Source organism: Halorubrum sp. CGM4_25_10-8A (assembly GCF_005435025.1).
Taxonomy (GTDB): domain Archaea; phylum Halobacteriota; class Halobacteria; order Halobacteriales; family Haloferacaceae; genus Halorubrum; species Halorubrum ezzemoulense.
Window position 1 is genome coordinate 154,637 of record NZ_SGTX01000005.1, and the last position, 14,306, is coordinate 168,942.

11 protein-coding genes and 1 pseudogene are annotated in these 14,306 nt (G+C 63.6%); 5 read left to right on the forward strand and 7 right to left on the reverse strand.

Annotated features, from left to right (window positions below; translation table 11 throughout):
* Nucleotides 1-69: 69 nt before the first annotated feature.
* From EXE52_RS08050 to EXE52_RS08065, 4 genes are all read right to left on the reverse strand, one after another.
* Nucleotides 70-1,131, reverse strand: a complete 1,062-nt coding sequence (locus EXE52_RS08050; protein ID WP_137703612.1) for a phosphotransacetylase family protein — start codon at nucleotides 1,129-1,131, stop codon at nucleotides 70-72.
* Complete coding sequence (locus tag EXE52_RS08055) at nucleotides 1,124-3,286, reverse strand: acetate--CoA ligase family protein (RefSeq protein WP_094583577.1); 2,163 nt, start codon at nucleotides 3,284-3,286, stop codon at nucleotides 1,124-1,126. Before EXE52_RS08055 ends, EXE52_RS08050 begins: the two co-directional genes overlap by 8 nt.
* Nucleotides 3,287-3,375: 89 nt before the next feature.
* Nucleotides 3,376-5,157: a PAS domain-containing sensor histidine kinase gene (locus EXE52_RS08060; protein WP_137703613.1), complete on the reverse strand. Its 1,782-nt coding sequence runs from the start codon at nucleotides 5,155-5,157 to the stop codon at nucleotides 3,376-3,378.
* A gap of 134 nt (nucleotides 5,158-5,291) precedes the next feature.
* On the reverse strand, nucleotides 5,292-5,678 hold the full coding sequence (locus tag EXE52_RS08065) for a helix-turn-helix domain-containing protein (protein WP_049931354.1): 387 nt from the start codon (nucleotides 5,676-5,678) through the stop codon (nucleotides 5,292-5,294).
* A gap of 114 nt (nucleotides 5,679-5,792) precedes the next feature.
* On the opposite strand from EXE52_RS08065, the gene EXE52_RS08070 reads away from it, so the two are divergent.
* The 3 genes from EXE52_RS08070 (at nucleotide 5,793) to EXE52_RS08075 (ending at nucleotide 7,242) form a co-directional block, all read left to right on the forward strand.
* Complete coding sequence (locus EXE52_RS08070) at nucleotides 5,793-6,428, forward strand: helix-turn-helix domain-containing protein (RefSeq protein WP_086216075.1); 636 nt, start codon at nucleotides 5,793-5,795, stop codon at nucleotides 6,426-6,428.
* Nucleotides 6,429-6,502: 74 nt separating this feature from the next.
* Complete coding sequence (locus tag EXE52_RS18490) at nucleotides 6,503-6,661, forward strand: hypothetical protein (RefSeq protein WP_007345024.1); 159 nt, start codon at nucleotides 6,503-6,505, stop codon at nucleotides 6,659-6,661.
* 125 nt (nucleotides 6,662-6,786) lie between these two features.
* Nucleotides 6,787-7,242 (forward strand): pyridoxamine 5'-phosphate oxidase family protein, encoded by a 456-nt coding sequence (locus EXE52_RS08075; protein ID WP_089308075.1) that lies wholly within the window; start codon nucleotides 6,787-6,789, stop codon nucleotides 7,240-7,242.
* A 348-nt stretch (nucleotides 7,243-7,590) separates the two neighbouring features.
* Here EXE52_RS08075 and EXE52_RS19145 read toward each other — a convergent pair.
* From EXE52_RS19145 to EXE52_RS08090, 3 genes and pseudogenes are all read right to left on the reverse strand, one after another.
* Nucleotides 7,591-7,671, reverse strand: a pseudogene (locus tag EXE52_RS19145) (transposase); the annotation flags it as partial.
* Nucleotides 7,672-7,968: 297 nt separating this feature from the next.
* Nucleotides 7,969-10,440, reverse strand: a complete 2,472-nt coding sequence (locus EXE52_RS08085; RefSeq protein ID WP_137703614.1) for an RND family transporter — start codon at nucleotides 10,438-10,440, stop codon at nucleotides 7,969-7,971.
* A 3-nt stretch (nucleotides 10,441-10,443) separates the two neighbouring features.
* Entirely contained in the window at nucleotides 10,444-12,075 is a 1,632-nt protein-coding gene (locus tag EXE52_RS08090; RefSeq protein WP_303649168.1) for a CARDB domain-containing protein, read from the reverse strand.
* 202 nt (nucleotides 12,076-12,277) lie between these two features.
* On the opposite strand from EXE52_RS08090, the gene EXE52_RS08095 reads away from it, so the two are divergent.
* The gene (locus tag EXE52_RS08095) at nucleotides 12,278-12,982 is read left to right on the forward strand and encodes a TetR/AcrR family transcriptional regulator (protein ID WP_137703615.1); all 705 of its coding nucleotides are present in this window, start codon (nucleotides 12,278-12,280) and stop codon (nucleotides 12,980-12,982) included.
* Between the two features lie 127 nt (nucleotides 12,983-13,109).
* The gene (locus EXE52_RS08100; RefSeq protein ID WP_137703616.1) at nucleotides 13,110-14,255 is read left to right on the forward strand and encodes an ISH3 family transposase; all 1,146 of its coding nucleotides are present in this window, start codon (nucleotides 13,110-13,112) and stop codon (nucleotides 14,253-14,255) included.
* The last annotated feature ends 51 nt before the right edge of the window (nucleotides 14,256-14,306 follow it).

Genomic DNA, 14,306 nt, shown 5'->3' on the forward strand with positions numbered 1-14,306 from the left:
GGAGACGCGTCGTAGCGCGGAGCGCGCGTCGACGGCTGACCTAGCCCGACCGGCCCCGTCGCGCGCCGCTCAGACGAGCGCGTCGACGTCGACGTTGTCGGCGAGCAGTTCGGCCATCCGGTCGACCGTGCGAACGTCGCGGGTGCGGCCGCCGCGGACGACCTCCTCGGCGCGGTCGATGGCGGTGACCGTGTCCGTGTTCACGGCGAGGACGGGCGTGCCGGCGTCGGCGGCCTTGCCCAGCACCGCGCCGGAGGGGCGGTGCCCGCCGGTGAGGACGAGGCAGGCCACGCCGGAGGCGTCGAGCGCCGCGGTCTGGACGTCCGCGCGGTCGCCGCCGGTGATGACGGCGGCGTCGCGGGCGCGCCGGAAGTAGCGGAGCGCCTCGTCGCCGCCCATCGCGCCGACGAGGAAGCGCTCGACGAAGGCGTCGGTCGACGCGTCGGTGAGGAGCTCGGCGCCGAGCTCGTCCGCGAGCTCGCCGACCGTGACGCCCGCGAGCTCCTTCTCGTACGGGAGCGCGCCGAACACGGTGACCTCCTTCGATTCGAGGAACGGGATGCCGTCCTGATCGAGCGACTCGAAGGCGTCGTCGGACACCTTGTTGAACACGACGCCGGCGAGGCGGTCGCCGAACGCGTCGGCGGCCGCCAGCACGTCGTCTAAGTCGTTCGGCGAGCCGTACTCGGCGACGAGGACGACGTTCGCGTCGAGCAGCTCCGCCACGTCGACGTCGGTGAGGTCGACGACGCCGCCGGTGGTCCAGCTGCCGCCGCCCTCGACGAACACTTGGTCGTGGTCGGCCGCGATGTCGTCGTACTCCTCGCGAATGCGGTCGCGCAGGGCCTCGGAGTCCTCGGTGCCGCGGATGGCGCCCTCAACGAACGTCGGCGAGTAGACGACGGGCTCCATCTGGTGCATCTCGGCGTCCAAGCCGAGCACCTCGCGGGCGAGCATCGGGTCTTGGTCGAGCGTCTTCCCGACGTTCGACTGGAGCCGGGTTCCCTTCGGTTTCATGTAGCCGACGCTGCTGTCCTGGTCGGCGGCGAGCCGCGCTAAGGCGACGGTGATCGCTGTCTTTCCGGCGCTGTCTCCGGTCGCGGTGACGAGTGTGGTGGGTGTGTCAGTCATTGGTGGGTTCCTCCGCGTCGAGCGGCTGTTGTTCGGTCTCCGCCGGATCGAGCTCCTGCGGGTCGACGGTGAGTCTCACGTCGACGGCGGCGGCGTTCGTGCCGCCGTCGCCGTCGGGCAGTGCGACGAGGGGGTTGATATCGAGTTCAAGGATGGCCGGGAAGTCAGTGACTAGCTGCGAGAGCCGGCCGATCGTCTCGATCACGGCGTCGACGTCGACCGGGTCGCGGCCGCGGGCGCCCCGGAGCAGGGGCGCCGACTGGATCTCCTCGGTCATCTCCCGCGCTTCGGGCTCGGAGACGGGCGCGACGCGGAAGGTGGTGTCCTCCATCACTTCCACGAAGATGCCGCCCAGCCCGAACATCAGCAGCGGGCCGAACTGCGGGTCGCGGTTCATCCCGACGATGGTCTCGACGCCGTCGTCGAGGTCGACCATCTCCTGAACTTGGACGCCGAGGACGGTCGCGTCCGGCTGGTAGTTGCGGGCGCGGGTGATCAGGTCCTCGTAGGTGTCGGCCACGTCGTCGTCCGCGACGCCGACGGCGACGCCGCCGATGTCGGACTTGTGGAGGATGTCCGGCGAGACGATCTTCATCACCACGTCGCCGTCGACGCCCTCGGCGACCTCGCGGGCGCGCTCGGGCGAGTCGACGATGGCGCCGTCGGGCGTGGGGATGCCGTACGCGTCGAGCAGTTCCATCGCCTCGACGCCCAAGCGGTTGTCGTCGCGGTCGCGCACCGCTCCGAGGATCTCGCGGGCGCGCTCGCGGTCGACGTCGAACGACATCGGGTCGGCGTACTCGCGCGCCTTGATGTCGCGGTAGGTGGCGAGCGTCGCGAGACTGTCGATAGCGCGCGCGGGATCGAAGTAGCAGGGGATCCCCCGCGCCTGAAGCTGCTGTTTCGGCTCGCGGGTGCGGTCGCCGCCCATCAGGCAGGCGGCAACGGGCGCGTCCATCTCGTCGCTCACGTCGGTGATCGCGTCCGCGAGCTCGTCGAAGTCGATCGTCGCGGTCGGCGCGGCCAACACGAGGGCGGCGCCGACGTTGTCGTCGGTGACCGTGATCTCCAACGCCTCTCGGAACCGGTCGACGTCGGCGTCGCCGATCACGTCGACCGGGTTGTGGATGTTCGCCTCGTCGGGCATCGACTCGGCGAGCGCGTCGCTCGTCTCGCTCGTGAACGACGCCATGTCGAGGTCGGCGTCGCCGACCGCGTCAGTCGCCATCACGCCGGGGCCGCCGGCGTTCGTGACGATGGCGACGCTGTCGGTGTCGGGGAGGGGCTGGCTGCCCAAGATCCCCGCGGCGTCGAACAGCTCGTCGACCGACTCCGCGCGGATCACGCCCGCCTGATCGAGCCCCGCCTCGTACGCCTTGTCGGAGCCGGCGAGCGTGCCGGTGTGCGAGGAGGCGGCCTGCGCGCCGGCGCTCGTGCGCCCCGACTTCACCGCGACGATCGGGGTGTCCTGCGAGGTCTCGCGGGCGGTCTCGATGAACTCGCGGCCGTCCTCGATCCCCTCGAGGTAGCCGATGATCACGTCGGTCTCCTCGTCGTCACCCCAGTGGTCGACGAAGTCCGTCTCGTCTAAGACGGCCTTGTTACCGAGCGAGACGACATCCTTGAATCCGATCCCGTTGTCGTTGGCCCAGTCGAGGACCGCGGTGACGAACGCGCCGGACTGGCTCATGAAGGAGAGCCCGCCGGGGAGCGCGTTCTCCGGGCCGAACGTGGCGTTCATGCCCGAGGGCGTCGACATGATCCCTAGGCTGTTTGGGCCGACGAGGTTGAGGTCGTACTCGTCGGCTAGCTCCGCGAGGCGACGCTCCCTCGCCGCTCCGTCCTCTCCGGTCTCCCCGAACCCGGCGGTGATCACGACGACGTTGCGGACCCCCGCCTCCCCGCACGCCTCGATGGCGTCCAACACGATCGAGGGGGGGACGACGACGACCGCGACATCGGCGTCAGCGTCGGCGACGTCGTCGACACAGGGCGTGTCGAGCACCGCGTCGTAGTTCGGGTTGACGGGGACCGTGTCGCCGTCGAAGTCGTCGAGGAGATTCGACGTGACGGCGCGGCCGACGGCCCCTTCGCGGGCGGTCGCGCCGACGACGGCGACCCGGTCCGGGTCGAACAGCTCGTTGAGCGTACCCATCAACCCGGGAGTACGCGAAGCGACGGCTTAAGATCGGTGGGATGTTCTTCGGAATCGGAGTCAACGGTGAACGATCGATCGGGTTTCGGTTAACCGTTCGTGGATCCCGGCGGTGAGTCGGGGGGGCCGTCGAGATCCGCGGCAGTCTCGGACGCGGAGAGGCCGGAGTCAATCGGCTCCGAGCCGGTGGGCTCCGGATCGGCCGACTCCGCGCCGCCGGCTTCGGATTCGGGCTGGGTGGTCCCGGCGTCGGAGGGGGACGACTCGGCGGTCTCGGCGTCAGCCGAGGGCGACTCGGCGACCTCAACATCGGACGGTGGCGAACTGACGACCGGCGTCATCTCCCCCGCGTCCGGTCCGGCTGGCGTCGGGCGGGCGTCCGGCGCGACCGGATGGGTCCGATCCACCGTCGAGTCGCCGGGGTCACAGTCGGCGTCGGGGACACAGATCGTCACCTCGTTGCCGTCGGCGCCGGCGTCGAACGCCAAGTCGCCGCCGGACCGATCGGCGATCCAGTAGACGAGCCACAGCCCCATCCCGCCGGTGTGTCTGAGGTCGTCCATCTTCCACCGGTCGGTGATCGGGTCCCGCTCGGCCGGGGGGATCGGCGGCGCGTTGTCGCGGACCGCGATCTTGACCCGGTCGGCGGGCGCGGTGACCTCGATCTCGACGCTCGGCGCCGCCTCGGCGTGTTCGATCGCGTTCTCGATCAGTTCGGCGATCGCGTAGTCGAGCTCGGGGTGCGTGAACGCCCGCACGTCGCCGGGGCAGGAGACCGATATCTCCGCGGTCGGACTTGACCGGTCGTCGACGGCGTCCGCCACCGCGCTCTCGACGAGCGGCGCGACCCGGAGGGGTTGCGGGTGTTCGTGGTGGCGGAGGAGGTCGATCACGCCGCGCTGTTTCTCGGCGGTCGTCAACAGGTCGTCGGCGACCCGGCGAACCGTCTCCGCGTGGTCGATCAGGTCGGCGGCGAGTTCGGCCAGGTCGAACTCGTCGGGAACGACACCGCGTTCCTCGGTCGCCGTCGCGCTGACGGCGTCTTCGACGCGGTCGGCGATGCGCTCCGCGGTGCCGTCGACGATGTTCATGTCGTTGCGGATCGTGTGTCGGAGAAGGTTGTCCATCACCGTGAGCTGACGCTCGCGGCGGTACTCGTCCGTGACATCGCGGGCGAAACCGGCGACGGCGACGACCTCGCCGTCCTCCCACACGGGGCGCGAGGGCACCCTGACCCAGGTGGTCCGCCCGTCGGCCGGCCCGATCCGGTAGTCGAGGTTCGTCGGCTCGCCGTCGGAGAGCCGCTCCATCGCGTCCTCGACGGCCGGACGGTCGTCGGGGTGAACCGCGGCGAGGAACATCTGCGGGCGCCGTTCGAGCGCGTCCGGCTCGATCCCGAACACGGATTCGAGCGCGCCGTTGACGAATAACAGGTCCTCCAAGTCGGCGCTGAACATCCAGAGCACGTCCGGCGACGTCGACGCGATCGTCTCCAAGCGCCGGCGTGACTCGACCTCAAGGGTGACGTCGCGAGAACTCAGCGCGTAGCCGTCGAGGCCGGTCTCCGACGGCGGAAACACGCGGGTGCGAAACCACACCCAGTCGCCGTCGGCAGTCGCGTAGCGGTACTCCAACGGAGATTCCGGGGCGGTTCCGCCGGCGACGAGGGCCTCGAACGCCGTCCGAACGCGGTCGGCGTCGTCGGGGTGAATCAGGTCGAAGGCGTCGGTCCCGACGAGCGTGTCGGGGTCGAACCCGAGCAACTCGCGGGTGGCCGCGTTGAGGTATCGGAACCGGCCCTTCTCGTCGATCACCGCGACCTTGTCCTGCGCAAGGTCGACGAGGGTTTCGGGTTCCGGTGAGCGGGACATACGGAACACCTTCGAGAACTGGCGTATAAGCGTGGCCGCGTGATTATCAGGTGCGAAAACGGTCGCCGACGAACCGCCGGGCGAACGCGCCCTGATCGCACCTCCGGGAGGCCGATCCGTTGCGCCGTGGCAGATCAGTCGGCCGAGACGCCGGGGGCGTTGAGCGCGGCGGCAAGCGGGTCGGCCCCCTCGTCGTCGACCGCGAGCGAGACGCCGTCGTCGCCGAACTCGATCGCGGCCTCGGCGGCATCGCGGACGTACTCGGCGGCGTGGTCGCCGTCCGGGTCGAGCCGAACCCCCTCGGCGAGCAGCGGCGTCTCGCTCAGCAGCTCAACCTTCCGGTAGGCGGTCGAGAGGGCGATGTCGCAGTCGTCGGCGAGTTCGCTCGTCGTCTTCGGCGTCGCCGCGGCGGCGAGGATCGCCCGACAGTCGGCGTCGGCGAGCGCCTCGAACGTCGCGTCGAGCGCCGCGTCTCCCTCGGTCGTCGTCGTGGCGTCGGTCGTGCGCGGGGGGCGTTTCATACCTGTACGTTACGGCTACAGCCTCCCGAACTGTGGCCCCTCATATGCGGGGAGTTTTATATCCGACCGCGCGCCCGCCAACGTTTTTGCCCGGCGCGGGCACGGACGAACGAGATGGGATCGGGAATCCGGGCGGAGGTCTCGCTGCCGACCGCGGCGGCCTCGCCGTTCGACGGCGTCGTCGACGGAACGACGCCCGTCACGGGCGTCACGCGGTGTACGCCCGCCGACGACCGCGAGCGAGTGGTCGTGGAGTTCATCGCGGACGCGGACCTCTCGGTCGCCGAGGGAGTCGAAGTGGTCTTCGACTACGGCGGCCGAGCGGCCTACCGGTTCGAGGCGGCGGTCGACCCGGACTCGCCGTTCGCCGTCCTCGACCGCCACGAGACGCCCGTCTCGGAGGCGGTGGTCCGCGACGGGCGGCTGCGCGTCACCTTCCACGCGAGCGACTTGCCGACACTGCGGTCGGTGTTGGAGGCGTTCCGCGAGGCGTGTCCGGAGATGGAGGTGAAGCGCCTGCTCCAGTCGTCGACGACGCCGACGGAGTCGGACTTGGTGACCGTCGACCGGAGCGAACTGACGGAGCGCCAACGCGAGGTGCTCGAAGCCGCCTACGAGGCGGGGTACTTCGACCACCCGAAGGGCGCCAACGCCGGCGAGGTCGCGGCGTCGCTGGGCATCGGTCGGTCGACGTTCACCGAGCACGTCGCCGCCGCCCAGCGGAAGCTGTTCCGGTCGCTGCTTGACTAAGGATCGATTATCACATTCCGACGCCGCGAGAATCCGAGGTCCGTTTGATGGGCATGGGGAGCGTACGCACGGGTATGACGGGGCGATCCACCCACACCTTCGTCTGCCCGGAGTGTCGGCGCTCGATCGAGGTGGACGACGCGATGCGGGCGACGCTACTCGAGACGGGCTGTGTCGTCTGCGGGGCGCCGGTCACCGAGGAGGACATCGGCGAGGCGCCGACGATCAGCTGAACGGAGTCGGCCGGCGACCGCCGCAGAGCCTCCGCCGTCGTCCGCACCGCAGAGACACCTCCCCGCTGTCCCCGCGCTGCGCGCCGTCTCGTTCCCTTTATCAACTCGTGGGAAGAAAGTTCGATATGCCGACGAACAGCGAGGTCGAGATGTCGTCGACCGAGGTGGACGCACACCTGTCTCGCCACGAGACGGGCGTTCTCGCGCTCGCGCGCGACGACGCGCCGTACGCGATCCCGATCTCCTACGGGTACGACGCGGACGAGCGCGCGTTGTACCTCCGGCTGGTGTCGACGCCCGACAGCGAAAAGCGCGGGTTCCTCGCGTCGACGCCGCGGGCCCGCGTAGTCGTCTACGAGGACGAAGACGACGAGTACGCCAGCGTCGTCGGCGTCGGCACTCTCGAACGCGTCGACGTCGACGAGCTCACCCCCGAAACTATCGCCCAGTACGGTGAGACGCAGCGTCCCCTCTTCGAGATCTGGGCCGACGACAAGCCGGACCTCGACATCGAACTCTACCGCTTTGCGCCCCAAGAACTGACCGGACGGAGGGTCGTTGTCGAGCGCGACGAGGCGTAGGGATTTTTCCGATTAGGTTTGTATTTAATCTAAACTAATTTTTCTGCCGTCTCATGGGAAGCGAATAACTCAGGCTGTTTGACACCCTCCCCGCGCTGAAGCGCAAAGATTCCCACGGCACCGCACCACTGGGTTGGGATATTGTAGTTTACCTGAATTGAGGCGCTGAGGCCCCTTCCTCAACGAACGAGCGAAGCGAGTGAGTAGAGAGGGGATACAGTGTTCACAAGAGCAGCTCTTGTGTGCGGACGAGACGCAAGAGCGTGGCATTCAGCGTGGACTCCCGTTTTAACTGCCCAAGGTAGTAGGCGAGGATCCGCCATTCACATTCAACGCCTCGCTGTCCAATCACACGCCTACGGATGCGCCTCTATGCCTAGACTTTTGCTGGTCGCAGAGGTACTTCAGCCCGATATTCTTCACCGCATTATTTCACTACTCGATCAAAACGAAAGGTGTCGGCGACGCACCCGGACCGATGCCAAGTCAGGTAACCGTACACACTAGTACAGATCCCAGAGTAGCATCGCCGACAACAACCGGTGACTCTTGCTGGATAGATAGCTACCTGTCCAAGCAACAATTCGACTAGAATTACATGTCGAAAATATACTGACTTCTTCCCAACCCTACTCAATCACCGCTGACACGGTTCTCCTCTTGAGGGTGAAGGGTTTGTTTCTGTAGCTTACTTTGTAAAATTATAATACTGGCAAATATTGAATCTCACCCAGAGACAGACAGGTTGATCCCTTCCCATATCCCGTGATAGTGCTCCCACAACAACACTGCTGGAGGAAGCGCGATCACTGTGAATACGAAAGAGTATACCACGCTCAGCGCCATCAAAAGGCCGAAGTCCCCAAGCACGGGTGTGATGGCGAGCGCGAGCGCGCCCGTCCCGAGCGAAGTGGTGAGCATGCTTCCGAGCAGGGCGCCGCCCGTCCCCGAGAGCGTGATAATCATCGACTCGTAAGCGTCGGCGCCGGCGTTGTACTCATCGATGAACCGATGAGTGGCGTGTACTGAGTACGCAATTCCGAGTCCAATTGAAATCGATAGAATTGTTCCGGTCAGCGCGTTCAATGAGATCCCAAGGTATCGCATTGTCCCAAGTAGGAATGCGATTGCGATTAAGATCGGGAAGAGATTCGCTATTCCGAGGAGCGGCTTGCTCTCCAATACGGCGTAGGCAATAACGAGGAACAATCCTGTTAATCCCATCGCGATGATCAGTCCCTGAATCGAAGAATTGAAGATGATATCAGTCACCGCGTCGAAAACGACGATCTGACCGGTGGCGGTCGTCTTGTACCGGAACTCTTCAGCGAACTCCCGAGTGTCGGCCGCGGCCTCAGCCTGTGAAGCCCCGGAGTCGATCGCATAGTCGACCTGCGCACTCCGTCGATCCGGCGTGAGGTACTGCTCAGCCCGATCGCCGGACGACGAGGCGAACAGCACGTCGTAGATGCGGTCGAGATTCTGGTCGGGAATTCCGTTTCCGTCGATATCGTTGCGGGCGACCAGTTTGGCGAACTCCGGATTTTGTTCGGCATGCGATTGAATCACAGTCACAATACTTGTTGGCTGGGCGCTCCCGCCGTCACCGACTGCGAGTGAGCCTGATGCATCGTCGTTCGGGTCCGCGAGAGCCTCAAGCGCATGGCCCTCCTCAAAGTTCCCTTCGACGTACAACTTCACTGTTTGATCCTGGTTAGTTGAGAAGCGGTCTTCAAGCAGGTTCAACGTCTCAGTGACAGTGTACTCACTCGGTGCGAACGGCTCAGGGAGGCTGGTCACATAGTCCGGTTGCTCCTCCGGGGGAAGGAAGTCCTCAGTCTCGAAAGAGGTGTCGACACCGCTGCCGTACGCCGCAGCCATCCCCCCCGTCACGAGCAGCACGACCACGAACGCGATTGGCGCGTACCGGCTAACCTGTGCCGGAAACGTCAAGAACTTTCCAAGCGTCGAGTCCTCGGAGGAGATCGGAGCCGAGTTGAACTCCGGGACTCCGTACTGCTCTCGCAGCCTGTCAACAACCAGTTTTGCTGCCGGCAGGAACAGCCCGAATATCAGGAAGGTGAAGGTGATCCCGACCGCCGAGGCGATTCCCATGTTTCGGATCGGCGTGAGGTCAGAGATTACGTTCGCCCCGAATCCGAACACAGTGGTTACAGTGACGATGATGAACGCGATCATTAGCTGGTTGTTCGCCTCGCGCATCGCCTCTGTCGCCTCATAGCCGTCGACGACCTCCTCGCGATAGCGGTTGATGATGTGGATCCCGAAGTCGACCCCGACCGCAAGCAACAGCACGGGAACGGTAATCATCTGTTGATTAAATGGGATTCCAGAGAATCCGAGGAACCCAAACGTCCAGATGATGGTCATCAGAAGCGACAGCAGCCCGAGCGCGAGGTCGATCGGGTCGCGGTAGGCGACAACCAGGAACAAAAGCAGCAACAGCACAACGACAGGCATTACGATGGTGAGCGAGTCACCGATGACGTTGGCCGTCTCGGCGTTCGTCACGCCGCTGCCGAACGCGGTGAGATCTCCGGGCTGATCAGCCGCAATCGATCGGATCGTCGTTTGAACCTCTTGGAGGTCCCCATCCGAGAACCCTCCCGGCACGTCGTGTGAGATGACCGTAATCGACGCGCTTGCGCTCACGCTCGTCGGATTGAAATCTGTCGCGAGCGTCCCCGTAAACCGCGGATTTTCTGAGAGGCTGCGAACGACCTGTCTGACTCGGGTCGCACTCGTCGACTCCAGGACGCGCCGCTGTTCGGCTGCCGTAGTCGCCGACGGGTCGATTGTCTGTGCGACGACTGTGGCCGGGCCGTTGGCCGAGGCTACCCGGAGGTCGTCTCGCGACTCAACCTCCTCTAAGACCCGGAGGTCTCTGAGTAACGCCTCTTTCGTCAAAACGTTACTTCCCGAGTGGATGAGTTGTGTGGACTCATCATCGGATTCGAATGGATCTTCGAATTCTTCGTTAACCGCGTCAAGTGCCTGCTGTTCCTCGAGACCATCGGTGAACGAATCGGTGGCCTCAGTGTCCGTGCTGACAAGGCCTATCCCGCCGGTAAACACCAGCGTGAGAACAAGGAATATGATGATGACTCGGCGCGGGCTGTCGACGATGGCGTCGTTAAGTCGCCGTGTCCACGCCTCGATCCGCTCGCCGAGAGACATCGGTTACTGCCGCCTCCGGTAGACGACAAGCGCCCCCGTCCCAACGACAAGCAGCGCGACAATGATAACTGGCAGCGGCAGTCCGCCGCCCTCACTCTCGATCACGTCTATCGGGACACGGTAGGTGTCTGTCAGTTGGCTGTCTCCGTCCGCGTCATCGTACCGGAAGTCAAGCGAGATTGGGTATGTGCTACCCGGCGTTGCAGAGCCTGTAGTAGTCAACTCGAAAGTCATCGTGGTGGTTTCCCCGGAGTCGAGTGATTGGACGTATCCCGTGTCGGTATCACCTGTATCGAGCGGATCGTCGGCGAACAACCGTGCCTCGACGTCGCTGGCAGTCTCGTTGAGATTATTCGTTACGGTGACATCGACGGTACGAGTCCCGTCTGACTGGATAGTGCGGTTCTCGACCGCAACGTCGAAACGGTCGCGCTCAGGGGCAACCTCAGCGTCGACGACGAGGTCTTCGAAGGCCCGCAATTCATCCTCACCGTTTCGGTACTGGACTGCCATATCGAGCGAGCGCAGGCCGGACTCGGCCTCGCCACTAATCGAGATTGGCAGTGTGAAGTTCGCGGATTCACCGGAATCAAGCGTCCCTACAGCGGTCGACCGCTCTGCCGGGATCACGCTCTGGGAATTGCCGGCGTACTGAACAACAACGCTACGGGCCGGAACAGGGCCGTCGTTGCGAACGGTGCCGACCAGTTCGCCATCCTCGGCGACGCGAAGCTGTGACTCCACGTTAGTGAATGCGAACTCCTGTTCGGCAAGGGGGAGGATCCCGAGTGAGAGCCCATCATCGGTGCGGGTGATCCCGTCTGGGTCCTCGAATTGTACGGAACCGGAGAGCGTGTACTGCTGGACTGGTAGATCGGACGCGACGCCCACATCGTATGCGACAGATGTCGTCTCACCGGGTTCGATCTCCTCGATCCGAACAGTGTTGGACTGACCATCACTCACTGTGACACTATTACTTTGCGTCCCAAAAGTCACGTCAGCATTATGCGCCGTCTCCGCGCCGACATTCTCGATCGTCGCCTCAACGGTGCCGCTGTCACCGATCTGCGCGTCGCTGTCGATGTCAACGACTTGGAACCGGGCGTCGTCGCGCACGCGGACTTCGACGTCGCGGGAGATCGTTACGGTTCGGCTCTCGCCGGAGGATATGTAGCCGTAGGTGAGATCTAGATCTAGCGAGTATGTTCCGGGCTTGACGCCCTGCGGCACGTTCAGACTCACCGGTAGTTCACCGGGGGCGCTTGTCGTCACGCTGCCGATCGATGTCTCGCCCGACTCGACAGATAGTGGACCACTCGCCTCAACCTCGGCGCGGACGTTGCGCGCCGTAGTGACAAGATCGCTGTTCGCAGCGTTCCCGAACCGGAGGTCTCCGTCGTTGGCGATCTGGAGGGAGATCTGGTTGGTCCGGCCGGGGACGAGGTTCGGGTTCGGCGCGAACACGTCAAGATCAGGAGACCCACCGATGTTCGAGGCCTGTGCGGGCGCGCTAACGCCGATGCTAGGTGCGGCGTCGGAGCCGGTTAGCTCGGCGCCGACAGCACCGATGCCGAGACCACTAGTGAGGAGAAGCACACTCACAAGCACAACGGATAGGGGGCGAGTCCGCATGCGCTACCGCACCTCGATAGTCGTGGTGTTTGTACTCCGGGATCGGGGGAATTCCGTTGCGGGACTATTCGGCGAGAAGTGGCGAGCTCGTTGCACACTCACTACTTCACCCGAGAACCAATAAACATTTTGTTCGTGGACTCTCGTATCTCGGTATGGAGCGAAAAAACGAAGCCATCGCAGCTGACGCGAGGAAGCAATAATGGCGCGCTTTACCGATGAAGATCGCGAGCGTATCCGCGAAGAGTTGATTGAGGCGGGTCACAAACTTTTCGCGCAGTTCGGTTTCGATCGAACGCGTGTGAATGATATTACCGAAGAGGTGGGAATCGGTACTAGTACGTTCTACCAGTTTTTTGACTCGAAAGAGCAACTGTATCTTGTTGTGCTGGTCTCTGAGCGCGATCAGTTATTTGAACAACTCGAAGCAGTCATCGGTGAGGTGGAGACACCACAGGCGGAAGCTGAAATGATCCTGCGAACGACACTTAAACAAGTCCGATCGAACCCTCTTATTCGGAGGCTGTTTGTGGAGGGTGAGATACGGCGGATCGATGAGCAGTTGAATGGAACAAACTATGATGATGGTACCAGTACAGGGGACAACAATAACACGGGCACGATTAGTAAAGGCGATGGCGACAACAAACCCGACACAGGTGCCGAAGCAGATTTCCGCGTGTTACCGCAGCCGGAAGCGTGGGTTGCGCGCGATGATGTCCGGATAGACGATCCGGATATCGTACGAGGACTCCTACGGTCGCTGCTGTTCGTCACGCAAGCACAGAACACACCCATCGTCCTGAACGAGACCTATGATGAGGTTGAGGAGGCACTGATCGACACGGTTATCACGGGATTGTTCGCAGATGAATCGATGACTTCTTGTGACGATCACAGCGGGTGAACTACCCCACCCTACTCGCTCACGGCTGACGCCGTTCGCTCCTTGATAATGTTCAAGCAAGTTATGGAAGATTCAAGGCTCAGTCGATCACATCGGGTTTGAGTGAAAGTGTCTGCTTGGGAAGAGTGTGGAACCTACCGAAGCAGACAACGAGATAGAGGAAGAGCATCTTCTTAATTTTGTCGTCAACAGCCTCGATGAAGAGCTTGAGATAGACATCGACGAGAACGTCAAGGTCACGACAGAGACGTTGTACGAGGTCCTCGCCGGCGCCAGCGCCGGCGGGGCCTCGATCAATCACGTCTGCGAAACGACCGAAGGCTCGCCACACGCCAACACCGTCCGAGGACATCTCACCGAGCAGTTTGAACTTGACTCCGTTGAGGCGGTTGGCGACACGCTACTTCAACGAGATGCGCTTGAGACGCTTCCAGATCGACCGGTGGAGGCCTGTGCAGACCTCCACCTCGACCCCTACTACGGCGATGAAGACGAAACAGAAGCGCTGTACTCCTCACAAGCGAAACGGGGAACGACGACGTTTCACGCGTACGCGACGCTGTACGCGCGGGTACGCAACAAACGGTACACGCTGGCGGTGCGCCAGCTTGTCGCTGGCGACACCACCAGCGACGTCCTTGGTGAGTTTCTCGAGCTCCTTGACGGCCTTGACCTCGGCGTCAAGGCCGTCTATCTCGATCGCGGATTCTACAACGGCACCTGTCTTGGGCTGTTGTCCACGCACAACTACGCCTACATGATGCCGATCGTCAAGTGGAGTGAAACGATCCAAGACGAACTCAGCAGAGGCTGGAGCCGCGAGATCGAACACGAACTCGCCGGCAAGGTAACGTTCCCTGTGTTCATCGACTGCGTCTACCAACAGGGACGATACGATGAACACGGGGTGGCGCGTCATGGCTACGCCGCTGACGCGCCGTTTATCGACACGTCACGGGATGCCCGGGAGCACTACAGCGAGCGCTTCGGCATCGAGTCGAACTACCGATTAGCCAAGCAGAGTCTCGCATTCACCAGTTCTCAGGACGCTGGGCTACGGCTGGTGATGTTTGTGGTGAGCCTACTGCTCCAGAATAGCTGGCGGTATCTACACTGGCGGTACGTGGCGGCGCCCCCCGCGGCGGGGCGCCGCCTCTGGCAGTGGTCGTTCACGGAGTTTTGCGAAATGACGCTTCGCGCAGCTTGGACAGCGCTTGGTGTGCGTAGGACTGTTCCAGCGAACCAACCACTCGACGACCGGTTCTTCCGGTAGCTGTCCACCGGTCCGGACAGCAGTTGTGAATGGGGACGCTGTCGCGTCGGC